The organism is Acidithiobacillus albertensis (assembly GCF_001931655.1).
GTDB classification, from domain to species: Bacteria; Pseudomonadota; Gammaproteobacteria; order Acidithiobacillales; family Acidithiobacillaceae; genus Acidithiobacillus; species Acidithiobacillus thiooxidans.
Genome location: NZ_MOAD01000001.1, coordinates 2,166,116 through 2,190,578, shown reverse-complemented (window position 1 = coordinate 2,190,578; position 24,463 = coordinate 2,166,116). Strand labels below are relative to the sequence as shown.

The window sequence follows — 24,463 nt, the reverse complement described above, 5'->3', positions numbered from 1 at the left end:
AGGAGATGACGAATGCCCAGTATTGATGACCGGATGCGCAAGCGTTTTATATTGATGAATAGTGATGCGGCATTGCGTCAGGCGGTGGAGTCTTCTATTCCGGAAAAGTGGGAAATGACGGAAGCCACTGATCTGGATGCTTTTGATGAATGGCAGGAAATTCTCTTGCACCGCTTTATGCTGCTGAATCTGGAAGACCCGCAAATCAGTGATCCGGTGGAGTTGATAGACATGATCCGCCGTGAGCACCAGTTGAATATCCCTATTTTCTGTTTGGGTGGGAGCCGCGAATTGCGTGATCAGGCGCGTTCAGCGCGGGCTGACCGCTTTTTTGATCGGGAAGAAGGTTTGCAACGCTTGCCGGAATTTTTCCAGCAGTTTGCCTGGTAATAAAAAGCACCAAAAAATAGCGCCGCTGGCTTTGCTCAGCCGGACGGCGCTTGCTATACCGCTTGACTCGCTGCTTCAGCCGACCTTGGCGTGGGCTTCAGTATCCAGCAGCAGATCATGGCTTTCGCTCTGGCCTTCGGCGCTGACGGTCAGAGTGGCAATGCGAATGCCGGCATCCTTGAAGGTGACTTCGTAGGAGAAAATACCCGGCAGTTCCAGGGTGCTTTCTTTCAGAGTCTTGCCTTCACAGGTTACACTGACTTTGGCGCTGCCCTGACCTTCGAGCATGGCCTGAATCCGGAAAGGATGTCCGGCGACGCGACGGTAGACCTGAGGATCGCGATTGGCGTTGTATTGCAGGTTGTTCAGTTTGACCATCTTGACGAGTTTGTTGCTCATGGTTGCCCCTTATTAATCACACTATAAAATGAATTATACACGCATTTAGCTAAAACTCTTTTATCCTAGACGAAAATCTCCCGGAGTGGTAGCGGGTTTCGCCGAAAAACCGATCAGGAGTGATGATGACCGAGTCAACACAGTTAATTACGGCACTGGATGCCGTCCATGAACGTATTGAAGCACTAGCCAAACAACAAAGCGCAGGAATGCCCTTGCCCGAATTGCTGGCAGCGGGCATTGCCGAATCGCAGGCCATGTTGCGCATTATGCTGGAAAACGAGCATAAGCCTTATGCCAGTGATGCGGATTTGCTGGAATTGTGGAAAACCCTGGTGAAGGGCAAGCCCCACTGGAATACCATTCGCGATAATTGTCGTGAACTGATTTACTACCAGAATTGTCTGAAAGCGGAGCGTCAGGATGCACTGCCCGCCCAGCCTGAGCGGATGGTGATTCATACCCTGCGTCACATATTTCTGTATTTACGTAGTCATGCCGAACAAAATCAAGAGGGTTGAGTAATGAGTGAAATGATTATCCAGGAACCTTTTTACCAACCCGTAGCCAATGAAGTCGGGGTGTTTATGGCGGCCTGGAGCCGCCGTTTGCCGGTCATGCTCAAAGGCCCGACGGGCTGCGGCAAAACCCGCTTTCTGGAACATATGGCCTGGCGCCTCAAGCGGCCCCTGATTACCGTAGCCTGCCACGAAGATCTGACCAGTTCAGACCTGGTCGGGCGCTTTCTCATTGAAGGAGATGCCACGGTCTGGCAGGACGGACCCTTGACCAAGGCGGTGCGTGAGGGGGCGATCTGCTATCTGGATGAAATTGTTGAAGCGCGGACCGACACGACCGTCGTGATCCATCCCCTGACGGACCATCGCCGCCATCTGCCTATTGAAAAGCTGGGCACGGAAATCAATGCGCATCCCGATTTCATGTTGGTCATTTCCTACAATCCCGGTTATCAGACGGTTTTGAAAGATCTTAAACCCTCGACCAAACAGCGTTTTGTGGGTATGAATTTTACCTATCCCCCGGCCGAGGTGGAAACCCGGATTGTCATGAAAGAGGCGGGGCTGGATGAATCCCGCTCCAAGGCCCTGGTGGCGGCAGCAGATAAAGCCCGGAATCTCAAGGATCAGGGTCTGCAGGAAGTGACTTCGACGCGCGCGCTGATTTACGCTGGAGCGTTGATGGTGGCGGGACTGGAATCCCTGGAAGCCTGCACCATGGCGATCATCAACCCGCAAACTGATGATCCGGAGTTGAGCGAAGCCTTGCTGGAAATTTTCCGGACTTTTTTCCCGGAACGTTAAGGAGCTTTCATGTCGGAAGCGACCGAAGAAATCCTCGAGCATCTGGCGGCCATCAGTTTTGTGGCCGGACGGGATGCCCGCGAAGCCTTGCCCGCAGTGGCGCCGCTTGGGGAAGCGGCTGCCCTGCGCTTTCTGGAAACAGGCCGAGACCTGTTTTTTTATGACCGGGAAGCCGGTAAGGCCTATTTTCATGCCACGGCCAACATGGTAGCGGCTTTTGGCGGCCTGGATCCCTGGCTGGAACAAGCGCGGCAGTTTCTGACCCAGCGCGGCACTTTTCGCGCCGTAGTCGGCTTTTTTGCGCAGGCGGCCACGGTGCGTAAAAGCTGGGGGGCCGAAGGTGAAGCGCTGTGGTTCAAGCTGGGGGCGGACTGGATCGGCCGCCATGTGGATAGTGCTGCGGCTTATTTTCGGATGCCGGTAGCGACGCTTTTTGGTGATAACGGCACAACTGGCCTGACTGCCCTGCTGCAACCCGCTGACAGTCTGGCCAAGGGCCGTCTGGGCCTGGGGACTTATCTGGATGGCGCCATCAAGGTGCGCGGCATCTGTGGTCTGGACGGTGTAGCGGAATGGGCGCGACGCGGGGCAGATGTGCTGGCGGCCGGTCGGATTCGGGGTGAGGCCTGGTTTCGTCTGGAAAGTGATGAAGCCCGCAGCTTTCTGCTGGAGGTGCTGCCCGGTTTTCGGATGGGAACCCACAAGCGCTTGTTTGGTTTATTGCTGCAGGCCTGGACTGGATTGCATTTGCCTTTGGAAGAGGGCGACTGGAGCCTGGAAGGCGGCCGCAGTTTTCTGGAAACCGATGGCCGCAGTCTGTTTGTACCGGCGGTCATGCCGGATCGGGAGGAAGCCCTGCTGGCTTTTTACCATACGGGTGCGCATCTGGCTTTTGACAGCTATGAGCAGGATGCCATTCACGCCCTGTTTGCGGAAATCGGCATGGAGCATCCACCCCTGGACCCCGATCAGCGCATTACCTGGCGGCCGCTGTTTGCCCGGTTTGGCGAAGACCTGATTCGTTTCCAGATGATTTTTGATTTGTGTGAAGACCTCCGCGTAGATGTAGCGCTGGATCGGGAAATGCCAGGATACATCTCCCGGGTTGTGCGGGCGGCCCGCAAGCACGGACTCCCTGAGGGTGTGGCTGCTGCCTACTATGAACAGGCCCAGCGTTATCTGGAAGATTACCAGCTAGGTCGGTTGAGTCCTGATCTGGCGGATCTGACCCGTAGCGAAGCCGGTATTGTGGATGCCTTCCGGGTGGCTATGGCCTTGTATGCCACAAGCACCCTGCCGCCTTTGACCCTCACGGAGCGTGCCCGCGCTTATTTGCCCGGCCATTCTCCCAATGCTGCAAGGCCCGTCTATCCCCGGCAAAAACACGGCAGCGATGGACCGGAAGTAGAGGGCGACAGTGCTCTGGGTGCGGCGGGTCATCAGGAAAAACCCAAGGAAACTCCACAGGCCGCCGAGGGGAATGACCCGGACATGGAAATCCCGCCCGAAGATATTCAGGGTACGGGCGGGCGAGTGGGTGTGGGTATTCCTTTGCCGGCCAAGGTGGCGGGCAGTGGTCGGGGGGTGAAAGGCCCCAAGGGTGGCTGGCCCTACCGCGAGTGGGACTACCGCCATCAGCAGTATAAAATGGACTGGGCGCGGGTGCACGAGCGTAAGCTGCGCGAAAAAGATGAAGCCAAGGCCATTGAAATAGCGGCTGAATATGATGGGACTTTGCGGCGCTTGAAGCGCGCCTTACAGGCCCAGAAGCCGACCCGGATGTCTCCCCGTCGTCGCCAGTATGAAGGGGAGGAACCGGATCTTGAAGCTGCTGTGCAGTTTCTGATTGAAAAACGTGCCGGACGTTCACCAAAAGCCAGCGTGTATTTGCAGCGCCGTCCCCAGCAAAGGGATACGGCGGTGCTGCTGTTGGCCGACCTTTCCACCTCGATCATGGCCGAAGCGGGAGATTCCGGGGTGCGGGTGGTGGACCGGCTGCGGGCGGCCATGCTGCTGTTTGGCGAAGCGTTGCTGGAAGTGGGGGATCCTTTTGCGGTCTATGGTTTTGCGAGCAAATATCATGATGAAGTGCTGATGTATCCCATCAAGCGCTTCACCGACAGATTTGACGCACGGGCCAGGGCCCTGCTGGGAGGCTTGTCGGGGCGTCTGGCGACGCGCATGGGCGCGGCTATCCGCCACAGCAGCAAACTGATGCTGCGCAGCCCGGCCCAGCGCCGCCTGTTACTGATTCTTTCCGATGGTCGTCCGGCAGATTACGATGACGGGGGAGATGCCCGCTATTTGCAGGAAGATACTCGCATGGCGGTGCGGGAAGCGCTGGAACTGGGTATTCACGCCTTCTGTATCAGTCTTGATCCCCAGGGTGGAGAATATTTGCCGCAGGTTTTCGGGCAGGGACATTATCTGGTGCTGCCGCATCTGGATAGCCTGCCGGCGCGCCTGCCCGAAGTGTACTTGCGCCTGCGGGGGCATGGCTGATGAATGAAAAGGAATTATTGCAGCCACGACTTGCGGCCACGCTTCCGGCCCGCTTTGTCGGCGCTGCCCGATATCGCCGCGCCAGTTATGGCAGCAATCATCCGCTGGCGATTCCGCGCGTTTCCCTGACTCTGGATCTGATCAACAGTTATGGGGCTATTGCTCCCGAGGAGTATTGCCTGGGGCGTCCGGCCAGTCATCAGGAGCTGTTTGGCTTTCATACCCGCGATTATATCCAGGCCTTTGAACGTGCCCAGTTTCGCGGTAATGTCCGCGATACGGATCGTAAACAATATCAACTGGGTACCTTGGAAAATCCGTATTTCCCCGGTTTTTTTGATACGCCCAATCTGGCTACGGGCTCCAGCATATTGGCTGCAGAGCAGGTATTACAGGGTTTCACCGCTTTCAGTCCGGCAGGAGGCATGCACCATGCGGCACCCGGTCAGGCACGCGGATTTTGTTATCTGAATGATCCGGTACTGGCTATCCAGCATCTGCGCAGGGCCGGGCTGCGCGTGTTGTACTGGGATATGGACGCTCATCATGGCGATGGCGTAGAGGCAGCTTTTCATGCGGACCCTGATACCTTGACGGTTTCCCTGCATATGGACACGGCCTATGCTTATCCTTTTCAGGGGGGCGGGCTGGATGACCATGAAGGTATGGCGGTCAATCTGCCCCTGCCTGCAGAAATCAACGACACGGAATACGCGGCAGTTTTCGAGGCCCTATGGCCACGGGTCATGCGGCAGTTTGTTCCGGATGTGGTGGTCTTGCAGGCGGGTACGGACATTTTGTCTCCCGATCCGCTGAGCAAATTCCGGATATCCAATGGACTGTTCTGGCAGGTGCTTCGGCGTCTGCTCGCCGAAAGCCCGCGTTTGCTGGTGCTGGGTGGAGGAGGGTATCATCCCATTGCTTTGGCACGCTGCTGGACCGGGGTCTGGGCGATTTTGTCCGGGCGGAAGCTGGATGAAAATCTGCCCGAGTCAGGCCGAGCCCTGCTGGAAGGCGTGGAATGGGATCTGGACGATGAAGACGCCCCCGATTACAGCCGTCAATTCCAGTATCTGGATGATCTGCCCTTGCCGGGTCCCTTGCGAAACGAAGTGACCGATCGTCTGGAGTATCTGTTCCACCATCATCCCCTTTTTGCAAACAGGAGAAACGCTGCGTGAATGCTGCGGATAAGACATTGATTCCCGGAGCCGCCAATAGTGTCGGCAGTAAGGCCTATGTAGCGCGTTTTGCAGAGACTCTGGCGGAAGAACATTTCAGTGATTTTCTGAATACCCGGATCAAGCTGTCCTCCTTGGGGGTCGGCACATTCCCCGGCGCCGTGGATGATGTGACGGATCTGGCCGTGGCGGCCATTGTCGCTCAGGCTCTGCAGTCCGGGATTAACGTGATTGATACTGGTGCGAATTATCGTTTTGGCCGGGCTGGTCGGGCGGTGGGGGCGGGTATTGCCAAGGCCATGGCGGCGGGAATTCTCCGCGAGGAGTTTTTTGTGGTGGGCAAGGGCGGGTTCCTGACCTTCACGGGCGGGCGTCCCGAAGATCCTCTCGCTTTTTTTCGCGAGGAAGTGGTCGCCAAAGGCCTGGGCAAGGAAGAAGACCTCGCCCAGAATGTGCATTGTCTGAGCCCCGAATATATTGCCTGGCAACTGGATGATTTACGCAGCCAAACCGGTCTGGAAACCCTGGATGTGTTTCTGGTGGATCAGCCGGAGGTACATATTCCGCTGATTGGCAAAGAACGCATGTACCAGAAGTTGCTCCAGGTCTTTACCGTGTTGGAACAGGCGGTCAATGAAAACAAAATTCGTTATTATGGCATCTCTACCTTCAACGCCTGTCGGGTGGAAACCGATCACACTCTGTTCCAGTCCCTGACCAGTCTGATTGGGCTGGCCGAGAAGGCAGCCGGTGAAGGTAACAGACACCATCTGCGGGTAGTGGAACTCCCCTTTAATGCCCTGATGCCTGAAGCCTACACGCGCTTCAGTCAGGTTACCGGACAGGGAAATATTGGTTCGACCATTCAAGCCGCTTTTCAGCTCAAGCTGACCGTCATGGCCAGCCATACCCTGGGCAAAGGATTGCTGGCCCAGGAAGAAATCCCCTCCTTGCAGGAAGGAATTCCCGAACTGGCCAATGCGGCGCAACGGGCCATTCAGTTTGTGCGCTCGACGCCGGGCATTGGCGTCACCTTGGTGGGAATGAGTTCACCCCTGCATCTGGCAGATTTTTTAGCAGTGGCCAAGCAGCTCCCCTTACCCAAAGAACGCTATCTGGCGATGTTTGAAAAGGAAAAGTAGTGTTGAGCGAACCGGGCTTTTCTGGTTTTTATGCGGAGGACCGTTTGCTCTGATGTTAATTCTGGATTGACAGAGGAATAAAAATGCCAGAGAAGTTTTACGTCACTACGCCGATCTACTATGTCAACGACGTGCCCCACATTGGCCATGCCTATACGACGATTATCGCCGACATTCTGGCGCGTTACCATGAACTCAAGGGGGCGCTACTTTTTTCCTTACAGGAACGGATGAACATGGCCAGAAGATAGAGCAGGCTGCCCGCAGCCGGGGAAAAACACCTGCCGAGTACTCTGACACGATCAGTAGCACGTTCCGTAGCCTTTGGGATCATTTCGGTATTCGCTATGACCGTTTATTTTGAATTGAAACAGGGGAACTCACGGCGAGCATGTACCACGTTCACGATCTCTATGCAGGTGGCCGTGACACAATGATGTAGTCTATGATGGCGGCCAGATCGGCGTCCGCCGACTCAAGCCAGAAGATGGGTAGCATCATCAGGGCGTCTTGCGCTGTCTGAGCCGTGCTAGTCGCTCGGCCATGCGCCTCTCAATCTCATCGTGCGGGATGCCCGGGCGCTGGTCAGCTATGCTGGCGGCCGTCTTGGCCTGCAGCCAAGCCGTGTAGCTGGCCTCCTGCTCGGCGGTTTCAAACTCGGAGATGATGGATGGTAAAATGGCATTCATCCTAGGTTGCTCCTTGGTATCTATCATCAGAGAGGGTTTAACGCCCTCATTTGGCCAACCATGCGGCCCTTAAAGGCTATATTAGGCGCTTTTCGCTCTTGCCGGAACCATCCTAACATCCAGACCCACCTAATGATCTTTGGGTTTTTCGCCTTTGGGGGCACTGGCAATTTCCCGCAACAGTTTTTCCTGTTCCGCAAAAGACATGCGTCTTTGCCCCGGGGCAAACCCTTTGTTGGCAGGATTTTGTGCAGCAGGATGCCCGGCCCGTTCACTTTCCTTGGTGGCTGTATAGTTTTGTAACTCCCGTTGCCACTGGGCAGGCGCCTCACCCGTATCCGTGCGCCCCTGATAACCAGCAGGTGCGGCAGGGGTTTGTCGGGCAAACCAGCTGGCCTTGCGCAACTCCTTGTTATAGGTGCTGATCCAGTGGCTGATGCGGCTGAGATCCCAAAGAGCGAACGCCAGCATCAGGACGGCCACAACAATGGCCTCCCAGAGTAACCCTAATACGGCCAGAACCACTATGGCGGTCGTCACCAGCGGAAATACCCAGGCCCAGGACTCTTCCAGATAAAAACGATGGGCTCCAAAGGGGAACAAAAACCAATATAGATAGGCCCATAGAGGTTTTTTCTGGAGTTTTTGCAAGCGAATTTGTAAACTCTGTACCCCGGCGCCTTGCAGATCGAGCTTTTCCCAAGCCTTGGGCATGGGTTATCCTCCTTAAATACTGTATTGAAGCGCTCAGATATTACCCCTAAACTCATTAAAAGTCGCGGGTGACTAAGGATTTTCATGGCAGATCGACGGTTACAGGTTTTTCACACGGTGGCAAGGATGCTCAGCTTTACCAAAGCGGCAGATACTTTGCACATGACGCAGCCTGCGGTGACTTTTCAGGTGAAGCAGCTTGAAGAGCAATTCAATACACGGTTGTTTGACCGTACCCATAATCGCATCAGCCTCACTGAAGCGGGCCTGGTGGTGTACGAATACTCGGAACGCATCATTTCCCTGTACACGGAAATGTCCAATCGGGTTGGAGAAATGACGGGAGACTTGCGTGGTCATTTGCTGATCGGAGCCAGTACCACCATTGCCGAGTATATGCTTCCCCGTCTGCTCGGTGATTTCAAAATGAAATATCCGGACGTGCAGGTACGCCTGCATGTAGGAAATACCGACAAAATTGTCCACATGATTGAAGACAACAGCATTGATTTGGGACTGGTGGAAGGTGTGGTGACCAATAAAAGTCTGGCCACGCTCAAATGTTGCATGGATTCCATGATTGTCATCGCCCAGCCTGATCATGCCCTGGGTCTCCATGAAAGCGTGTCTGCTCAAGAGTTGCTGGATTATCCTTTTGTTTCCCGCGAAGAAGGTTCCGGCACCCGGGAAGTCACCATGGAATATCTGCATCAGGCCGGCATAGATACGGATGATTTGCATATCACCATGGAATTGGGCAGCCCTGAGGCGGTCAAGGGCGCGGTAGAAGGGGGGCTCGGCGTGGCCATTGTCTCTGAGGCCACAGTGCTGAAAGAACTGGCCCTGGGGACCTTGCTGGCCCGGCCCTTGAGCCCGGCCCTGGCAAGGCCTTACTTTTTTGTGTACCAGAAACAAAAATTCCGCAGCCTGGTTATGGATGAATTTCTGGAGTTTGCCAAGGAACGTTGCAGCAAGGACATGTTGGCCATGCCGGTGCGTCGCGAGGTCTAATCAACGAGAAGTTTTGAGGAGTATGAATGAAGCATTTTGCAGTCGTGCAGCACAGTTATTCCGAATTTCTGGGAATCGTGGAAAGCCAACTGGAAAAGCGCGACATCGGTTTCAGTTATTTTCGGGTTTTTTTGAGTGGTGAATTACCGGGGAATGCCCTGACTTTTGATGCCCTGTTTTTGTTGGGTGGGCCGATGTCTCCGCTGGAAACAGAAAAATACGAATGGCTGGAGCAGGAAATCAAAACAATTGCCATGTTCCGTAAAAACCGCAGACCGGTAGTGGGTTTCGGGCTGGGGGCGCTGCTGCTGGCTAAATATGAAGGCGCTGAATTACAACTCGAACCTTACCATAACGCTTATTTTACAACGGCGCATGCCACGGAAGCGGGTAAAAACGATCCTCTGGCTCAGGCTGTGGACGGTGCCAAAGTGATGGTCTGGTCGCCGGGAACCGCCATTTTGCCGGAAGGCATCCAGCCTCTAGTAGTAGATGATGAAGGCCGCTGGATTGCTTTCCGCCCTGAAGAGGGTGCGGTAGGTCTGCTGTTTCGACCGGAAATGAAACCGGGTCTGATTGAAGACATTCTCATGGAAGAGGATCGCGAACCCCCTGAAAATGTTGGTGAGTTACTGGAACAATGCCGCAGTCTCTGGCCGGAAATGCAGAAAACCACTGACCGCGTGATTGTTGCCCTAGTTCGCGAGCTGGCGCTGATGACCGAAAAGCGTAAGCCTCCGGTATTTTCCCTGAAAGTGGATACGGGTAGTGATGTATGAATAGTCGTGAGCGTCAGTTCCTGAAAGTGATGCGCAAACTGGATGCTGCCGGGCAGGAACAGGTAGTGGCTTTTGCCGAATTTCTGCGCAGTCGCCAGAAGCCTGAAGCGCCGCAGGAAAAAGTGATTGAAAAGCCCAACCTGTTGCCTGCCCGCGAAGGCGAAAGCGTAGTGGGTGCCATCAAGCGGCTGCGGGAGAGTTACAGCATGCTGGATGCCAAGGAAATGCTCAATGATACATCCAGCCTGATGTCCAGGCATGTCATGGGCGGGATAGAGGCAGAAACGGTGATCGCCGAAATGGAAATCATGTTTGAGCGCCACTATCAACGCTACTGCGGAGTTTCGGAAGACAGCTGATGTCGGATGTTCATCACTTGCTGCAGATGCTTCTGCACTTTGACCATTACCTGCTTTTGTTTTTGCAGGAGTACGGGGCTTGGGTGTATGCCCTTCTTTTTCTGATTCTGTTTGCAGAAACCGGGCTGGTCATCATGCCCATTCTTCCCGGGGATTCCATGCTTTTTGTGTGTGGCACCCTGGCCGGAGTGGGAGCCATGAGCGCACCCTGGCTACTGTTTTTGCTGGTGACAGCGGCGGTACTGGGAGATGCAGTCAATTACTGGGTGGGCAAGCGCTGGGGTGTGCATCTGTTTGGCGGTAAGCTGTTGAACATCCGCCATCTGGAAACCACCCAGCGTTTTTATGCCCGGCATGGCGGAAAAACAGTAGTCATCGCCAGGCTGCTGCCCATTATCCGCACCTTTGCACCCTTTGTCGCCGGTATTGCCGCCATGCCTTATCGGCGTTTTGTCATCTTTAATCTGACCGGGGCATTTCTCTGGGTGGGCGGACTGCTCGGTGCTGGCTATTTTCTGGGTGGCTTCCCCTGGGTGAAAACCCATCTGAACCTGGTTTTGATCGCCATCATTGTGATTTCCCTGTTGCCAGCGGGTTTTGCCTGGTTACAACAGCGTCTGCAGCCCGCCGGTAATCCTGCACCCTGAATCTGTGTAGAGTTCGGCTGAAGCCTGCAAGATTAACCGTTCAGCTCTTGTTTTCCTGTCGTTCGATGGTCCGCACAATGCGGCGCTCGGCACGTTTCACCAGCCAGTTGAAAAGCGCCTGCTGATGGGGATCACCAGCGGCAGTATGTTCCGGGTGCCACTGTACGGCGAAAATATCCGGGTTGTCGGGCATGTCCACGGCCTCAATCACGCCATCTTCGGCGATGGCGTTGATACGCAGGGACGGGGCCATGTTGGCAATAGCCTGATGATGCCAGGAAGAAATTTCCAGGGTTTCCCGACGAACAATGCTGCCCAAAAGGGTATCCGGCAGGACAATGACTTCATGCATGATGGGATCCCCGTCATTGTTGCGATGACAGATGCGGGTACCAATATTTTTGGGTAAATCCTGCAGGAGGTCACCCCCCAGCGCGACATTGATGATTTGCAGGCCGCGACAAATACCCAATACCGGAATGCGGCGGGCGATGGCTTCCCGGGCCAGGGCAATTTCTGCTGCATCGCGATCTGGATGCACCATGTACACACTTTCATCACAGGTAGCGCGATAAAACTCCGGGGAAATATCTCCACCACCCGTCAGCACCAGGGCATCGCAGCGCGACAAAATAATCCGGGCTTCCGGACATTGGGGTGGAAACAAAACCGGCAGACCTCCCGCCTGGCATACGGCTGCGGCGTACTGGGGCGCAAGGGAAAAAGGTTCGCCGTTCCGCTCATAAGCGCTGAGGGCGATGACCGGGGGTTCCGGAGGTAAAATCTCATCCATCGGAAGGGTTTCCATCCAGGCTGAGGATGGGCGCGTACAACTCCGGGCGGCGATCCCGGAATAATCCCCACTCGGCCCGTTGTGCCGCCAGTTTGGATAAATCCAGATCAGCATAGAGGATGCATTCCTCCTGGTCAGCCTGGGCGAGCAGGGCCCCGGTCGGATCACTGATAAAAGAGCCGCCATAAAAGGTGATGCTGCTTTCCGCGCCTATTTCGTGGCCGATCCGATTCGCCGCTACGAGCGGGACCAGATTGGCAGCGGCATGTCCCTGCATCACCCGGGTCCAGTGCCCACGGCTATTGATTTCCGGGGCACGGGGTTCGGAACCGATGGCGGTGGGATAAAACAGGATTTCCGCCCCTTGCAGTGCCATCACCCGGGCGGCTTCGGGAAACCATTGGTCCCAGCAGATGGCGACGCCAATTCGGCCATATTGGGTGTCGAAAACTTTGAAGCCGGTGTCGCCGGGACTGAAGTAGAATTTTTCCTGATAGCCGGGACCATCGGGGATATGGGCTTTGCGATACAGCCCCAGATCCTTTCCGTCGGCATCAAAAACCACCAGACTATTAAAAAAGGCGTTGTTGGCGCGTTCAAAAAAACTCACGGGCAGGACCAAATGCCGGTCTTTCGCCAGCTTTTGCAGGGCGAGCAATGCGGGATGGGAGCTGCGCGGCTGGGCCAGTGCCAAAAAATCCGGGTTCTGATCCTTGCAAAAGTAGGGTGTGCTGAATAACTCCTGGAGGAGGATGATGTTCGCTCCAGCATCTGCAGCACAATGCACCTGCTGCAGTGCCTTGTCGATGTTTTCCGCTTCGTTGTCGCCGACTGCCATCTGAATGGCAGCTACTTTTACCTGCATGATGCACCTCTGTCCGCAAACTTCTGGCCGATTCTCCAAATTGGAGTATAGAGGAGCCACCGGGAGGGGCAAGAGGGCCTAATGATCCGAGCAGTTTTCGGGATTTGGCTGAACTCAGGGATGTTGTGGCGGGTGAAAAGTCATGACGCTACCCGCAGAAACTTCGGACGGGTCCCGCCAACGCCAGGCTTGCAGTGCCGCATTTTGTGCTGGGCTGGCGCAACTGCTGCAACTTCCGGACTGGCACGGACTCCCACAGCTTTTAGCTGAAGAGAGAGAAACAGCCTCGACGCGCCCCCGGCTTTGCCAGTATAACAGCATATCTTCTACCGTGCTTTTGGGCAGGTTCAAAATTACGGCAATCTGGCTGCTGGTCAGCAGAGCGTGATCACGCAGGCTGTCGCGCACGGCAAACAATGTACTCATACCGCAGCCTGCTTTTTGATGCTGGCTGCGGGACTCGCTTCCTGGCGTCGCCCATAAATGCGCAGGGCAATGATCAGCAGTCCGAAGCTCGTCAGAATCCCGGCAATCCAGGCCAATGATGCAGCAGGGTGGGCGGCGAAAGTTCCTGCCTGAAAAATGAGCGTACTGGTACCCCAGGCGAGACCGGTGCCGTAAAGCAGGGAAAACCCCATCCATCCCCAACCGACTTCCCGGCGCAGGGCTCCCATGGTGCTGGCGCAGGGTACATAGAGCAATACAAACACCAGGTAAGCAAAAGCCGAGAGCGGCGTAAAGCCTGCGGCAATGGCTTGCAGGGTGGCGCTTTCTGCGCCGGAGGCCTGCTCCGTTGCGCTGGTGGAATTCATGACACTCAGGCCCAGAGGGTCGTCCAGTGTGCGCATAAAGGTCAGGGCATTAGCCGGAATGGTCAGTAGCGCATCCCGCAGTTGGCCGATAATGTCGGGCTGCCGGTAATCCGCCATCAAATCCGCCGCATTTTGGCGTTGATAAATACCATTGAGAGTGCCGATGACGATTTCCTTGGCTGCCGCGCCGGCAATGAGGCCGGATACGGCGGGCCAGTTGTCAGTCTTGATGCCCATGGGTGCGAATATCGGAACCAATGCCTGACTGCCCTGGGCAAGCAGGGAGTGATCAATGTCCGTGCTGCGCAAGCCCTGACTGGTCCAGCCGATGCCGGGCAGGATGAAGAGCACCAGACCGATGACGGCGATGACCTTGCCGACCCGGAAAATGAAGACCTTCAGGCGCTGCCAGCTTTGCAGGACGACGCTGCGGAAACTGGGCAGGCGGTAGGGCGGCAGTTCCATGACAAAAGGCATGGTTTCACCGCGCAGGGCCGTTTTCCCCAGTAACCACGCCGTGAGCAGCGCGACCAGTATGCCCAGAACATATAAGGCGAATACGACCTGACCACCATTGCTGCGGAAAAATACGACCGCAAAAGCCATGTAGATGGTGAGACGCGCCGAGCAGGACATGAAGGGTTGCATCAACACGGTCAAAATGCGTCCACGCGGATCCTCGATAATACGCGCACCCATAATGGCCGGAACATTGCAGCCAAAACCAATGACCATGGGCACCAGCGCGTTGCCGGGTAAGCCCATGCGTCGCATCAGGCGATCCATGGCATAGGCGGCGCGCGCCATATAGCCGGAGTCATCCAGAAACGCCAGAAAGAGAAAAGTAAGACCAATGGGGGGAATAAAGGAAATCACCAGATTGAGACCGCCGCCAACCCCGCCGGCAATCACCGAAATCAGCCAGTCCGGTAACCCCGCCAGCAACAGGAGATGACCGGTTCCATGGATGAGCAGGGCCGCAGAAGCTTGATCAAAAAAATCCAGGAAAATATTGCCGCCACTGAAACTCACGACAAATACCAGATAAAGAACCAGCAAAAATATCGGTACACCCAGCCATTCATTGAGAACAATGTGATCCAGATGGTGATTGATTTTTTCACGCAGCCCCTTTTTTCCATGAGCTTGCAGGGCAATACCCGCCATGTCGTGAGCCCAGGAAAAACGCCGGTCCATGACCAGGTCAGCGGGATCCTCATCACTGATCAACTCAATATGCCGGCGCAAGTCTTTCAGGATTTTCGCGTTCTGCTCTGAAGAGGGTTGCGCAGAGCCATCCAGCAGACGCAGAGCGTCCACCCTGGTTTTGGCCGTATTTGGTCCGCTTATTGCTGTCCCCAGTGTTTGCAGTGCTTCTTCCACAGGGACCGGATAAACGATTGGATGACCCTGCGGCTTTTTTTGCAAGGCCTCAATCATCCTCTGGAGTAAATAGTCTCGACCTTTGTTTTTTCGCGCTACCATAGGCACTACGGGAATTCCCAAAGCATTTTCCAGCTCAGCACAATGTAACTTCCAGCCTCTGGCTTCTGCCTCGTCCGTCATATTCATGATGAGCAGCATGGGGTGGCCGGTTTCCAGCAATTCGGCGGTCAAGGCGAGATGGCGTTCCAGATTGGAAGCATCAACAATGTTGACAATCAGGTCTACCGGGGTATCCAGCAGAAAATCCCGGGCGACCCGTTGATCCTCTCCGCCACCACCCATCAGGCTGTAAACGCCGGGAAGATCGATAACCGAAACTTTCTTCTTGGCAAGCTGCAGGCTGCCGCTGCGTTTTTCTACCGTGACCCCCGGCCAGTTGCCGACCTGCTGGTGAGCGCCGGTGAGCAGGTTGAACACCGTGGTCTTGCCACAGTTGGGATTACCCGCAAGAACAATGCTTTGTTCGGACAGGACTGGGGCTGCTCTTCCCTGATTTTCATGACAGGCGCTCATGCGGATAGCTCCGTAACCCATATTTTCTGAACCATGCTGTTGCCGATGGCAAAACGCGCCCCGTTGATTTGAATGACTACCCCACGTTTGTTGGGGCCGTGGACAATATGCAGTGCGACGCCCGGACGAATACCCAGCATTTGCAGACGTTGCTGCATGGTCCGATCACCAGCAATTCGGTCAATGCGCGCGGAGGCAGCGCCGGGTAACTGATCGAGGCTGCGTGAAGGATTTTCAGAAGTAAGATTGTGCATGTTCATGGATGAATAGGCTTCCTGATTCAACATTCAAAAAAATTCGAGGTGCAGACGCAAAATACCGACCAGAGCATCCGGGTAATAACCGGAAGGATGCTGGATGTATTGCAAATCCGGCTGAATATTGATGTGCTCCGTTACTTTTGCCAGATAAGTGAGTTCATAGCTGGTTTCAGCGGGATGGATGCTGGCTGGTTCCACATCCAGTCCCGCAGCGACGGCCTCAGGGCGTAACCAGGCTCTGGCCATACCAATGGAAATGCTGTCGTCCGGGCGGTCTGCAAAGGGATGCCCGAGCCGCAAGCCCACGCCCAGGTACCAGGGGACGGGATTGAAGTTTTGCGGCGCTGCCCCGGCCTGCACAAATGCGCCGAGCTGGCGTTCACCCGGCAGTGTCCAGTTTCCTTCGACGATGCCATAGGCACCGGCGGTGCTGGGTGATAAGCCATAAAGTTCGGGATTAGCCTGCTGGTAGTGCCAGGCACCGATTTTTAATTCATATTGGCCATATTCATCGGTATTGTCCTCCATGTCTTCGTCGGCTTTGTGACCCCAGTGCAGAGCGCCTTCCCACAGGGCCATGTAGCCTCGTTCAAAAGCAGAAGTCTGATGCTGTGGGTCACCCTGAAAAATTGCTAATTTGTTACTCACATTTTGCGTGTGTGTGCTGACCAGTAGGCCGAGGCCGGAATAGGGATAGGTGGCAGTGCCGGGGACGTTGACCGTGATGGTGGGCGACATGCCAAAGGAGCTGTTGATCAATTGCAGGGCATTGGCGGCAACATCAAAATAATAGTTGACGTCCATGTAACCGACCCGGGTGTTGAGCCAGTCATTCCAGCGTTGCCGATAGGCGGCATCGTAAAAACGGACGGCATTGGGCGCCCAGATATTACTGGCAGTCTGAATATCACCACTATAGTTTTGCTGAATGCCACTACTGTAAATGCCCATCAGGGAGAGGGTGAATTTGCCACCCTTCCAGAGACCAGCTTTGTCGGTGTCATATTCAGCCCCGATTTGTCCGACAATATTGCCTTCACTGCCCTGCTTGATTCCTCCCGAAAAGTTGGAAAAAATCTCGCTGTCCAGATGTCCCGCCCAGGATAGCCCGTTGCCGATATGGGTGTAAGCAGGTAAGTACTTGGCAGAAAGTCCGGGGGTGTTGGGTATGGAGGATTCCGGGTTGCTGTCAGCAGCATCAGCGCAACCTATTGCAGGACAGCCCAGAAAAGACGCCGCACAAAGTGCAGTCGCCACGGAAAAAGTCAGGCGAGACATTGCAGATACGCTCCGTTATTAGAATATTAACGATAATGATTCTTAATATTATAGAGACTGTTAGCAATGTCAATATTTTCGGATTATTTTTTGCGGGAAGCTGGAGCCGATGCCGGGCCGGGAAGCTTTGCCGCGACTTTGGGCCGCGCCTTAGAACAACAGGCAAGGGACGTTGGAGCAAAAAGCTTCCCGGCCCGGCATCGGCTCCAGATTTGGCTAGTGAAGTCCCTTTAGGGTCTGGGCGAGATTTTTAGCATCCAGAACCTGCCAGACAATTTGTGGCTGATTGTGGCTATCCATGTAAAGCATGGTAGGGACAGTTTTCTGGCCGGTGGCTTCGAGTATGCTCAGGTTGTTTTTCAGTGCTTTTTCAGTTGCCGTACTGGGCAGAATTTCCTGGATGGCACCATCATGACCTTTTTCCGTAAACCCTTTTTCATTTTCCCATAGGGCCTTCAGTGGGTTTTTCGCCTCCAGAATCGCGGCAGCCTTGCCGGTACTGGAAGGTTCCAGAAAGCCCACGGGAACATAGCGTATGCTGAGTTGATCGGGTTTGATCAGGGATTGCAGTTCCTGGATGAGAAGATGGCAATAGGGACAGTTCGGATCAAATATCAGATAAATGATGTGTGGCCCCGAACCTTGGACGAACCAGCGGGCATGATTGAGCCGCTGCCAGATCTGTGCAGAGCTGGCCACTGTGCGCTTTGGGGCAAAACTGGCTGCCATCTGGCCCAGCGTCGAGGCTTGGCCAGACGGGCTGAAGCCGCTGGTCATGAGGGTCATGGAAAACGCTAAGCCTATAGAATAAAGCCAACTTTTTTTGCTCATTAAGACAGAAGAGAACATGCATGCGCTCCTTGATTTTTGCTATCTTCTTGTATTAAAGCAATACTCAGGCCAGTTTTAAGTATTTTTCGGAAATCAGAAAAAAAATTGCTTTTCAGACCTTGCCTGTCCCGGCAATTCCACCTATATTCCCAAATACGGACTATGGAGCATCGATTTTACTAATGGCTAATATTCGAATTGATTCGGGAGAAGACTGTCTGGTTATTTGGGGCTTGGCGCCCCAAGCTGCCGGCAGTTTTGATTCGGTGTCGGCCCGCGTGTTCCGTTGTCCGGGTAATTCTCATCGAGCCGAACCAACGTTCGGCTTTTTTATTGGGTTCAGGGGGTAGCCTCGAAGTTTCTCTTTCAACTTTATGAGAAATGGCAATGTCTCTGCATAATCAGCCCTTGGGCAGATTACGCAGCGGCGATTCCCAGGTGATTCTGGAGATAAGAATGAAGAAGAAGCATCGCTGGCAGATTGCTTTGGCGGTATGTTTGTGTACAGGAGGTGTTGCTGTGGCTCAGGCCGCGCCACATCATGTTAAGACGGCAGCTCATCGAGTGGATGCGCATCGGTATCACCGGGAGACCTCTTCCAGGCATCCCTATTCGAGACATTATCATGCCGTCAAATCGGTCCGAAAAGTTTCGCATAGGCATAAGGCTTTACCAGTCGAAGCAGCCGATTATACGGCTTTGACGCCAACGGCCCTGCAGTTGATGCATCTTTCCCCGGTGGAATTTGCGGGAGTGGGTGCAGCACCTCAGCCGGTAACAAATTACCAATTTCCTGTTCATTCGTTTCCGGATACCCCTGACAATTCGGTCACCAGCCCCGACTTTGTGGATCAATCCCTGGTGCTGGTGAAAACCGGTCTCGCAGCCAGCACGATGACTACAGATTCTCCGGCCAAGCCAGCGGCAGCCCCGGTGGATGCAGTGGTCGCCACTTCCGCGCCGGAACAGTCACATCTGCGCATTGCCCTGGAAATGTTCGCCAGTCAGGCCTATCACTGGGCCCGTCATCCGCTGCAGGCTTTAGAGTCCAGCGGCGACGCCGCCAGCGGGCCTCAGGCTGCTGCTGAATTGGCAGACGATATGGCCCAACAACAGGCGGATCAAACTAATACCGGGAGCAATGCTTCGTCGTCCTCGGGCGATTCCTGGCTTTCGCCCCGGGCCATGGTGGTTTCGGCCTTGAAGTTTATTGGTGCCCCCTATCGCTGGGGCGGGATGAGTCCGGCTTCAGGTTTTGATTGCAGTGGCTTCGTGAAATACATACTGGCCAAATTTGACATTCAGGTGCCGCGCACTTCTTATGCCCAGGCTGCGGAGTTGCACAAGGTGTCCCGGGAAAACCTCAAGCCCGGAGATCTGGTGTTTTTTGATACCATGCATCGGGCTTATTCTCACGTAGGTATATACATCGGTCACCAGCGTTTCGTCAGCGCCCAGACACCCAGCACTGGCGTCCAGATTGGCAGCCTGAATGATCCTTATTGGGCAGCGCATTATGACGGCGCGCGCAGCTTGCCGGTAGCCAACTCTTATTAAGGTTGCTTTACCGACAGAGCATTGCACAAAAAAACCCGCAGACTTGAAGCTGCGGGTTGTGCTTTTTTGATGTTTGGCTTTACGGTTCACCGTAAAGGCGGCCGTGGGCCGTCTGTCTGACAATTCAGAGTTTGCCGTAGGAGTGCAGCCCACCTAGGAACAAGTCGACGCCGATGAAACAGAAGGTAACGACGATCAGACTGATAAATGCCCACCAGGCCATGGGGCGTCCTTCCCAGTTGCGCTGACTACGGGCGTGCAGGAAGCCGGCATAATTCAGCCAGACAATCAGTGCCCAGGTTTCCTTGGGGTCCCAGGACCAGAATCCCCCCCAGGCCTTGGCAGCCCAGACTGCACCGAGAATGGTGCCGACCGTAAAAAACAAAAATCCGAAGGCGATGGTTCCGGAAAAGGTCTTGTCCAGTAATTCCAGGCTGGGCAGGCGATCACGCAGAAAGTTGCCGCTGCTGATGGCGCGTTCTTTCAGCAAATAGGCCAAACCGGCCATGGCTGAAATATAAAAATTAGCGTAGGCAATGAACATGGAGGGTACATGGATTTTCATCCAGAAACTCTGCAGTGCCGGAATCAGTGGTTGAATACGGTTCAAATGATAAGCCGCACCCACCCAGATCAGAAAAATATCAGCGACCAGCACCAAAGGCAGAACAAAAGCCCCCAATCCCCGGTTTTCTGTGCGATTTTCGTGAAACAAGTAAAACAGGATGGTGGTCGCACAAAACAACACCATCACATCAAATATATTGCTGACGGGAATATGTCCCCAGGATGGGTGGCCGATATAGGTTTCTCGCCAGCGAATGGCCAGACCGGCAAAGCCCAGAACAACGGCAATCCAGGCCAGGCGATGCCCCCAGTTGCCCGCATTCTGGTTACCGGCAAACAAATACAAATAGTAGCCGGCGGCACTGAGCAGAATCGCGCCACTCATCCAGTAAAACATTGCATTACTGTGGAAAAAATAACGTATTGCGAGGCTGTTGTGCGTTGTGAAACCCCATTGATAAAGCCCTACCCCGGTGCCGGCAATGGCCATGACGACCAGAAACAAAGCCCGGAAAGCCGGCCATTTCAGACCAAACCACATAAGCCCGGCATACCACATACCGAGGATGAGGAATTGCCACATCCAGAATTCGGCACGAAATACGGCCCAGGTGGCAACGGCGCCGACGCTCAGAAAAATGGCCCAGGCAATACGCTGAGCTTTGGAGTTTTCTATGGATGCGGGCTCTTTGAGTGAAAAATAGGGTGATTGGAGTTGCGCTGACATCTTGTTGGCTCCTGTTTCGCGGTAGTGTTTGGCATCTGTTTACAATTTTATAAGGGCTTTAAGCAATAATTAAGCCCGAACAGTCAGGGCTTTTTATCTATCCGCAAGGGTCAAGATGCTCGCTTTCAGAATGCGCTAACTTACACATAATTTTAAACTTTTGGGCCTAATCGAACAATCGGGACAATACGCCTGGTTCCGAAAGGGCCAGCTTGTTCACCCGGGCTCAGGCTTGCGGCGGTGTACTTTGATCCAGTCTGGCCAGTAAGCGAAAACCGCCGATGACACCCAGAATGCGTTCTCGCAGGTTATTTTCAGGATCCGTGGAGGAAACTGGCCAGAATTTGCATTGGGTATGAGTTGCCCGTTCCAGATCAGGGATCCCATCACAGTCCAGCGCAATAATCAGATCGGGCCATAAGTATTCTGCCGAATTGGCTTTGGCGATCAGCCACTCACCGCCAAGTTCAGCAGCTAACTGGGCAGCAAGTTGGGCCTTTTCAGGTTGGCTCGGATGCCAAAAGAGTATGTGTGCACGTCGTTTATACATGAATGCCCTATTTATGGCGGAATTGTGTAAAAATAGCAGGACAGAGCGCGCAGCGGGAGTAGGCATGAAATTCAGGCGTTGTCAGTGACAATAACAGACTGGTCAGAAAATCTGGGACAAAATGGGGCCTTGGCACAACGCTTGCCGCAGTTTCGGGCGCGTGCCCAGCAGCAGACCATGGCCGCGCAGGTTGCCCAAACCTTGCAGCAGGGTGGGGTGGCATTGATTGAAGCGGGTACGGGTACAGGTAAAACGTTTGCCTACTTGTTGCCCGCCATGCTTTCCGGACGCAAGGTGCTGGTTTCCACCGGGAGCAAGGCGCTGCAAGACCAGATTCTCGAAAAAGATATTCCCTTGCTCACGGATGTGGTGGGTAAGCCGATGCGCGTCAGCCGTCTCAAGGGGCGGTCCAATTATCTTTGTCTGCACCGTCTCCAGCGTTTCAGCAGTGAGGGCGTCGCGCCATTGCTGGCGGCTCCTCTCGCCAAAATTGTGGATTGGGCGGGGCGCACCCGGGAGGGAGATATTGCGGAAGTCAGTGGGGTTTCGGAAGACTCGGCGGTGTGGCCGCTGGTGACTTCAACCCGGGATAATTGTCTGGGTAGTGAATGTCCTGATTACCAGCGCTGTCATGTCGTGGAAGCGCGGCGCAAGGCCCAGGAAGCCGATCTGCTGGTGGTGAACCACCACCTGCTTTTTTCCGATCTGGCACTCAAGGCCAATGGTATGGGAGACCTGCTGCCCCGGGTGGAAGCGATGGTGCTGGATGAGGCCCATCAGGTTTTTGACCTGGCGGGGCGCTACTTTGGGCGGCAACTCAGCAGTCACCAGTTGTGGGATTGGGCCAGGGACAGTCGTGCGGAAGCCCTTGGCGAAGCGGCAGATGATGCGCCTTTACTGCTGGCCGCAGCCGGGGTGGAGACGGCGACCAGTGCCTGGCGCACTGCCCTTGGGGCGGGTGAGGACCGGACTCAGTGGGCACTGACACCAGGGTCTCCCCAAGAGGCGGCTTTTATCCATTTGCGTCAGGCTGGACTTACGTTGCTGCAAGCCCTTCAGCAGGCCTCCGCCCGAGGCAAGGGACTGGAACAATGTGCGGAACGGGGCGCGGCGCTGTTGGCCAGCGTCGAGTTTTTTCTGCTGCATAATGCCCCGGAAATGGTGTTCTGGCAGGAGAAGAGAACGCGTACCGTGCAGTTACACGCCACCCCCCTGGATGTGGCGGGACCGCTGCAAAAATATCTGCTGGAGCCTATCGAGGCATTGGTGTTGACCAGTGCAACCTTGCGGGTGGGAGACAGTTTTACGGTCATTGAGCGGGCGCTGGGTCTTAGTGGCGCACAGACTTTCAATGCCGCCTCACCCTTTGATTATGCCCGCCAATCTTTACTGTATTTACCCTCTGGCCTGCCTGAGCCCAGTCATCCAGGTTATACGTCGGCGTGTTTGCAGGCTGCCATACCAGTGATTGAGGCCAGTGCCGGGCGGACTTTTATCCTGTTTACCAGTCATCGCGCCCTGCAGGAGGCTGCATCCTTTCTGCCCCGCCAACTGGGGTTTCCCGTGCTGGTACAGGGCAGCATGCCGCGTTCGCGCTTGCTGGACCGGTTCCGCAGTCTGGGCAATGCCGTGTTGCTGGGCGCGGCGAGTTTCTGGGAAGGTGTTGATGTGCAGGGAGAGGCCTTGTCCTCGGTCATAATTGATAAACTGCCTTTTGCCAACCCATCTGATCCGATTTTGCGTGCGCGTACCGAACAATGTCAGGCAGCGGGCGGCGACCCCTTTCGCGAACTGCAAATACCCCAGGCCGTCATTGCCTTGCGCCAGGGCGTAGGGCGCCTGATACGCTCAGAAACTGATCGTGGTGTGCTCATGCTCTGCGATCCGCGTCTGCGCAGCAAAGCTTATGGCAAGATTTTTCTGGAAAGTTTGCCACCCATGCGGCGCGTGAGCGATCTGGAGGCCGTGCAGCAATTCTGGAAGGCATCGCTGTCATGAGTGATCCGATTATTCTCGCGATAGATACGGCTACCGAAGCCTGCTCGGTCGCCGTGAATGGCGTTGCGGAGTGTCAGGTGGCGGCAAACGCCCACAGCCAGATCTTGTTGCCGATGATCAGCAGGGTATTGCAGCGTGCCGGACTGGTTCTTGCCGATCTGGATGCGATCGCCTGCGGAGTAGGACCCGGCGGCTTTACTGGTGTCCGTATTGGGGTCAGTACCGCCCAGGCTCTGGCGATGGCGCGGGGGTTGCCCGTATATCCGGTTTCCAGTTTGCAGGCGTTGGCGGCAGCGACCGTCCAGCCATCAGTTTTGACGGCCCTTGATGCGCGTAAAGGCGAGGTCTATGCCGCCGTCTATGTGCAGGATGAGCGTACCGGGCTGCCAGTATTGCAGGGCGAGGAGCGCGTTTGCCCGCCCGGGGCAGTGGCCTGGCCCCATGAGGGCGGGTATTGGGGGCTGGGTAGCGCTTGGCCCCTGTATCATTCTGAATGGCAGCAGGATAACGTCCTGGGATGGACGGAAGACGCCTATCCGCAGGCAGAAGCGGTTCTGCGTCTGGCACTGGCCCGTCATCTCAGAGGCGAAGACGGTTGTCGTCCTGACCAGCTCGAACCCCATTACATCCGGCCCTTTCTGCCCCAGGACCAACAAAAATGAAGTTGCGACCGATGCAGGCGGAAGATCTGGATGCGGTGGCGGCACTGGAGTCGCACATTTCCCCTGGACCCTGGACGCGGGGCATATTCCGGGATTGTATGCAGGCCGGATATGATGCCTGGGTGCTGAAGGATGAAACGGATCTCCTGACTGCCTTTGGTGTCCTGTCTACCGGAGCCGCTGAAGCGCATGTGCTGAATCTGGGGGTGAGTCCGGCACAGCGTCGACGTGGTTATGGGCGTAAAATGCTCATGCACCTTTTGTCGCGTGCCGGGCAACTGGGTGCAGAACGCGCCTTTCTGGAGGTCCGGGTATCCAATACGGCCGCCCAGCAGTTGTACCGCTCGGCGGGTTTTCATGAAATCGGGGTGCGCTTGAATTATTATCGAAATACCGAGGGTCGCGAAGATGCTCTGGTTTTGTCCATGTCTTTGGTTCGTGATGTGCATTTTTTCAAAGAAGGTTAAAA

Annotated in this window: 26 protein-coding genes and 1 pseudogene; 15 read left to right on the top strand and 12 right to left on the bottom strand. The window is 55.1% G+C overall.

Features of this window, described 5'->3' with window-relative positions; all coding sequences use genetic code 11:
* Positions 1 to 12: 12 nt before the first annotated feature.
* Positions 13 to 390, top strand: coding sequence for a hypothetical protein (locus BLW97_RS11280; protein WP_075323203.1), 378 nt, complete (start codon positions 13 to 15; stop codon positions 388 to 390).
* Positions 391 to 465: 75 nt separating this feature from the next.
* Here the strand turns inward: BLW97_RS11280 and BLW97_RS11275 are convergent, their stop codons facing one another.
* On the bottom strand, positions 466 to 789 hold the full coding sequence (locus tag BLW97_RS11275; protein WP_024893006.1) for a hypothetical protein: 324 nt from the start codon (positions 787 to 789) through the stop codon (positions 466 to 468).
* 125 nt (positions 790 to 914) lie between these two features.
* Between BLW97_RS11275 and BLW97_RS11270 the strand changes: the two genes are divergently transcribed.
* From BLW97_RS11270 to BLW97_RS20435, 6 genes and pseudogenes are all read left to right on the top strand, one after another.
* Positions 915 to 1,310, top strand: coding sequence for a hypothetical protein (locus BLW97_RS11270; protein ID WP_075323202.1), 396 nt, complete (start codon positions 915 to 917; stop codon positions 1,308 to 1,310).
* Positions 1,311 to 1,313: 3 nt separating this feature from the next.
* Positions 1,314 to 2,111, top strand: coding sequence for a CbbQ/NirQ/NorQ/GpvN family protein (locus BLW97_RS11265; protein WP_010637306.1), 798 nt, complete (start codon positions 1,314 to 1,316; stop codon positions 2,109 to 2,111).
* A 9-nt stretch (positions 2,112 to 2,120) separates the two neighbouring features.
* Positions 2,121 to 4,613 (top strand): nitric oxide reductase activation protein NorD, encoded by a 2,493-nt coding sequence (locus BLW97_RS11260; RefSeq protein ID WP_075323201.1) that lies wholly within the window; start codon positions 2,121 to 2,123, stop codon positions 4,611 to 4,613.
* Positions 4,613 to 5,794, top strand: a complete 1,182-nt coding sequence (locus BLW97_RS11255; protein WP_075323200.1) for an acetoin utilization protein AcuC — start codon at positions 4,613 to 4,615, stop codon at positions 5,792 to 5,794. Before BLW97_RS11260 ends, BLW97_RS11255 begins: the two co-directional genes overlap by 1 nt.
* Complete coding sequence (locus BLW97_RS11250) at positions 5,791 to 6,936, top strand: aldo/keto reductase (protein WP_075323199.1); 1,146 nt, start codon at positions 5,791 to 5,793, stop codon at positions 6,934 to 6,936. Before BLW97_RS11255 ends, BLW97_RS11250 begins: the two co-directional genes overlap by 4 nt.
* A gap of 83 nt (positions 6,937 to 7,019) precedes the next feature.
* Positions 7,020 to 7,300 (top strand): annotated as a pseudogene (locus BLW97_RS20435) (class I tRNA ligase family protein).
* A gap of 136 nt (positions 7,301 to 7,436) precedes the next feature.
* Here BLW97_RS20435 and relB read toward each other — a convergent pair.
* Together relB and BLW97_RS11235 are read right to left on the bottom strand one after the other, a co-directional pair.
* Positions 7,437 to 7,625, bottom strand: coding sequence for a type II toxin-antitoxin system RelB family antitoxin (relB, locus tag BLW97_RS11240; protein ID WP_024893012.1), 189 nt, complete (start codon positions 7,623 to 7,625; stop codon positions 7,437 to 7,439).
* Positions 7,626 to 7,754: 129 nt separating this feature from the next.
* A complete protein-coding gene (locus BLW97_RS11235; protein ID WP_075323198.1) occupies positions 7,755 to 8,339 on the bottom strand; it encodes an NINE protein in 585 nt (194 codons plus the stop codon).
* 84 nt (positions 8,340 to 8,423) lie between these two features.
* On the opposite strand from BLW97_RS11235, the gene BLW97_RS11230 reads away from it, so the two are divergent.
* From BLW97_RS11230 to BLW97_RS11215, 4 genes are read left to right on the top strand one after another with little or no spacing between them, the layout of a single operon-like run.
* Positions 8,424 to 9,350, top strand: a complete 927-nt coding sequence (locus BLW97_RS11230) for a selenium metabolism-associated LysR family transcriptional regulator (RefSeq protein WP_010637323.1) — start codon at positions 8,424 to 8,426, stop codon at positions 9,348 to 9,350.
* A gap of 26 nt (positions 9,351 to 9,376) precedes the next feature.
* On the top strand, positions 9,377 to 10,129 hold the full coding sequence (locus BLW97_RS11225) for a type 1 glutamine amidotransferase (RefSeq protein WP_031573206.1): 753 nt from the start codon (positions 9,377 to 9,379) through the stop codon (positions 10,127 to 10,129).
* Positions 10,126 to 10,488 (top strand): hypothetical protein, encoded by a 363-nt coding sequence (locus BLW97_RS11220; RefSeq protein ID WP_075323197.1) that lies wholly within the window; start codon positions 10,126 to 10,128, stop codon positions 10,486 to 10,488. Before BLW97_RS11225 ends, BLW97_RS11220 begins: the two co-directional genes overlap by 4 nt.
* The gene (locus BLW97_RS11215; protein ID WP_075323196.1) at positions 10,488 to 11,135 is read left to right on the top strand and encodes a VTT domain-containing protein; all 648 of its coding nucleotides are present in this window, start codon (positions 10,488 to 10,490) and stop codon (positions 11,133 to 11,135) included. Before BLW97_RS11220 ends, BLW97_RS11215 begins: the two co-directional genes overlap by 1 nt.
* Positions 11,136 to 11,175: 40 nt before the next feature.
* Here BLW97_RS11215 and BLW97_RS11210 read toward each other — a convergent pair whose 3' ends face one another.
* From BLW97_RS11210 to BLW97_RS11180, 7 genes are all read right to left on the bottom strand, one after another.
* Entirely contained in the window at positions 11,176 to 11,928 is a 753-nt protein-coding gene (locus tag BLW97_RS11210; RefSeq protein ID WP_024893017.1) for a gamma-glutamyl-gamma-aminobutyrate hydrolase family protein, read from the bottom strand.
* Positions 11,921 to 12,793, bottom strand: a complete 873-nt coding sequence (gene aguB / locus BLW97_RS11205; RefSeq protein WP_075323195.1) for an N-carbamoylputrescine amidase — start codon at positions 12,791 to 12,793, stop codon at positions 11,921 to 11,923. Before aguB ends, BLW97_RS11210 begins: the two co-directional genes overlap by 8 nt.
* A 114-nt stretch (positions 12,794 to 12,907) precedes the next feature.
* Positions 12,908 to 13,219 carry a FeoC-like transcriptional regulator gene (locus BLW97_RS11200; RefSeq protein WP_075323194.1) on the bottom strand — a complete coding sequence of 104 codons (312 nt, stop codon included), beginning with the start codon at positions 13,217 to 13,219 and terminating at the stop codon, positions 12,908 to 12,910.
* On the bottom strand, positions 13,216 to 15,564 hold the full coding sequence (gene feoB / locus BLW97_RS11195) for a Fe(2+) transporter permease subunit FeoB (protein ID WP_075323193.1): 2,349 nt from the start codon (positions 15,562 to 15,564) through the stop codon (positions 13,216 to 13,218). The genes BLW97_RS11200 and feoB overlap by 4 nt, the downstream gene beginning before the upstream one ends.
* Positions 15,561 to 15,824: a FeoA family protein gene (locus tag BLW97_RS11190; RefSeq protein WP_031573216.1), complete on the bottom strand. Its 264-nt coding sequence runs from the start codon at positions 15,822 to 15,824 to the stop codon at positions 15,561 to 15,563. Before BLW97_RS11190 ends, feoB begins: the two co-directional genes overlap by 4 nt.
* A gap of 27 nt (positions 15,825 to 15,851) precedes the next feature.
* Positions 15,852 to 17,102 carry a carbohydrate porin gene (locus BLW97_RS11185; protein WP_075323192.1) on the bottom strand — a complete coding sequence of 417 codons (1,251 nt, stop codon included), beginning with the start codon at positions 17,100 to 17,102 and terminating at the stop codon, positions 15,852 to 15,854.
* A 216-nt stretch (positions 17,103 to 17,318) separates the two neighbouring features.
* Positions 17,319 to 17,951 (bottom strand): thioredoxin fold domain-containing protein, encoded by a 633-nt coding sequence (locus tag BLW97_RS11180; RefSeq protein WP_077218391.1) that lies wholly within the window; start codon positions 17,949 to 17,951, stop codon positions 17,319 to 17,321.
* Between the two features lie 438 nt (positions 17,952 to 18,389).
* On the opposite strand from BLW97_RS11180, the gene BLW97_RS11175 reads away from it, so the two are divergent.
* On the top strand, positions 18,390 to 19,490 hold the full coding sequence (locus BLW97_RS11175; protein WP_075323190.1) for a C40 family peptidase: 1,101 nt from the start codon (positions 18,390 to 18,392) through the stop codon (positions 19,488 to 19,490).
* 124 nt (positions 19,491 to 19,614) lie between these two features.
* Here the strand turns inward: BLW97_RS11175 and ccsB are convergent, their stop codons facing one another.
* Together ccsB and BLW97_RS11165 are read right to left on the bottom strand one after the other, a co-directional pair.
* Positions 19,615 to 20,784 (bottom strand): c-type cytochrome biogenesis protein CcsB, encoded by a 1,170-nt coding sequence (ccsB, locus tag BLW97_RS11170; protein ID WP_077218389.1) that lies wholly within the window; start codon positions 20,782 to 20,784, stop codon positions 19,615 to 19,617.
* 226 nt (positions 20,785 to 21,010) lie between these two features.
* On the bottom strand, positions 21,011 to 21,334 hold the full coding sequence (locus BLW97_RS11165) for a hypothetical protein (protein ID WP_075323189.1): 324 nt from the start codon (positions 21,332 to 21,334) through the stop codon (positions 21,011 to 21,013).
* 84 nt (positions 21,335 to 21,418) lie between these two features.
* On the opposite strand from BLW97_RS11165, the gene yoaA reads away from it, so the two are divergent.
* Genes yoaA through rimI form a run of 3 tightly spaced genes read left to right on the top strand, consistent with a single transcriptional unit; the run spans position 21,419 to position 24,461 of the window.
* The gene (gene yoaA, locus BLW97_RS11160; protein WP_077218387.1) at positions 21,419 to 23,332 is read left to right on the top strand and encodes a DNA repair helicase YoaA; all 1,914 of its coding nucleotides are present in this window, start codon (positions 21,419 to 21,421) and stop codon (positions 23,330 to 23,332) included.
* Positions 23,329 to 23,994, top strand: a complete 666-nt coding sequence (gene tsaB / locus BLW97_RS11155) for a tRNA (adenosine(37)-N6)-threonylcarbamoyltransferase complex dimerization subunit type 1 TsaB (RefSeq protein WP_075323188.1) — start codon at positions 23,329 to 23,331, stop codon at positions 23,992 to 23,994. The genes yoaA and tsaB overlap by 4 nt, the downstream gene beginning before the upstream one ends.
* Positions 23,991 to 24,461: a ribosomal protein S18-alanine N-acetyltransferase gene (gene rimI, locus BLW97_RS11150; RefSeq protein ID WP_075323187.1), complete on the top strand. Its 471-nt coding sequence runs from the start codon at positions 23,991 to 23,993 to the stop codon at positions 24,459 to 24,461. Before tsaB ends, rimI begins: the two co-directional genes overlap by 4 nt.
* The last annotated feature ends 2 nt before the right edge of the window (positions 24,462 to 24,463 follow it).

Excerpts from the sequence above, each read along its gene's own strand:
- BLW97_RS11280 (WP_075323203.1), top strand. The coding sequence starts at position 13 with ATGCCCAGTATTGATGACCGGATGCGCAAGCGTTTTATATTGATGAAT.
- BLW97_RS11275 (WP_024893006.1), bottom strand. The coding sequence starts at position 789 with ATGAGCAACAAACTCGTCAAGATGGTCAAACTGAACAACCTGCAATAC.
- BLW97_RS11270 (WP_075323202.1), top strand. The coding sequence starts at position 915 with ATGACCGAGTCAACACAGTTAATTACGGCACTGGATGCCGTCCATGAA.
- BLW97_RS11265 (WP_010637306.1), top strand. The coding sequence starts at position 1,314 with ATGAGTGAAATGATTATCCAGGAACCTTTTTACCAACCCGTAGCCAAT.
- BLW97_RS11260 (WP_075323201.1), top strand. The coding sequence starts at position 2,121 with ATGTCGGAAGCGACCGAAGAAATCCTCGAGCATCTGGCGGCCATCAGT.
- BLW97_RS11255 (WP_075323200.1), top strand. The coding sequence starts at position 4,613 with ATGAATGAAAAGGAATTATTGCAGCCACGACTTGCGGCCACGCTTCCG.
- relB (WP_024893012.1), bottom strand. The coding sequence starts at position 7,625 with ATGAATGCCATTTTACCATCCATCATCTCCGAGTTTGAAACCGCCGAG.
- BLW97_RS11235 (WP_075323198.1), bottom strand. The coding sequence starts at position 8,339 with ATGCCCAAGGCTTGGGAAAAGCTCGATCTGCAAGGCGCCGGGGTACAG.
- BLW97_RS11230 (WP_010637323.1), top strand. The coding sequence starts at position 8,424 with ATGGCAGATCGACGGTTACAGGTTTTTCACACGGTGGCAAGGATGCTC.
- BLW97_RS11225 (WP_031573206.1), top strand. The coding sequence starts at position 9,377 with ATGAAGCATTTTGCAGTCGTGCAGCACAGTTATTCCGAATTTCTGGGA.
- BLW97_RS11220 (WP_075323197.1), top strand. The coding sequence starts at position 10,126 with ATGAATAGTCGTGAGCGTCAGTTCCTGAAAGTGATGCGCAAACTGGAT.
- BLW97_RS11215 (WP_075323196.1), top strand. The coding sequence starts at position 10,488 with ATGTCGGATGTTCATCACTTGCTGCAGATGCTTCTGCACTTTGACCAT.
- BLW97_RS11210 (WP_024893017.1), bottom strand. The coding sequence starts at position 11,928 with ATGGATGAGATTTTACCTCCGGAACCCCCGGTCATCGCCCTCAGCGCT.
- aguB (WP_075323195.1), bottom strand. The coding sequence starts at position 12,793 with ATGCAGGTAAAAGTAGCTGCCATTCAGATGGCAGTCGGCGACAACGAA.
- BLW97_RS11200 (WP_075323194.1), bottom strand. The coding sequence starts at position 13,219 with ATGAGTACATTGTTTGCCGTGCGCGACAGCCTGCGTGATCACGCTCTG.
- feoB (WP_075323193.1), bottom strand. The coding sequence starts at position 15,564 with ATGAGCGCCTGTCATGAAAATCAGGGAAGAGCAGCCCCAGTCCTGTCC.
- BLW97_RS11190 (WP_031573216.1), bottom strand. The coding sequence starts at position 15,824 with ATGAACATGCACAATCTTACTTCTGAAAATCCTTCACGCAGCCTCGAT.
- BLW97_RS11185 (WP_075323192.1), bottom strand. The coding sequence starts at position 17,102 with ATGTCTCGCCTGACTTTTTCCGTGGCGACTGCACTTTGTGCGGCGTCT.
- BLW97_RS11180 (WP_077218391.1), bottom strand. The coding sequence starts at position 17,951 with ATGTTCTCTTCTGTCTTAATGAGCAAAAAAAGTTGGCTTTATTCTATA.
- BLW97_RS11175 (WP_075323190.1), top strand. The coding sequence starts at position 18,390 with ATGAAGAAGAAGCATCGCTGGCAGATTGCTTTGGCGGTATGTTTGTGT.
- ccsB (WP_077218389.1), bottom strand. The coding sequence starts at position 20,784 with ATGTCAGCGCAACTCCAATCACCCTATTTTTCACTCAAAGAGCCCGCA.
- BLW97_RS11165 (WP_075323189.1), bottom strand. The coding sequence starts at position 21,334 with ATGTATAAACGACGTGCACACATACTCTTTTGGCATCCGAGCCAACCT.
- tsaB (WP_075323188.1), top strand. The coding sequence starts at position 23,329 with ATGAGTGATCCGATTATTCTCGCGATAGATACGGCTACCGAAGCCTGC.
- rimI (WP_075323187.1), top strand. The coding sequence starts at position 23,991 with ATGAAGTTGCGACCGATGCAGGCGGAAGATCTGGATGCGGTGGCGGCA.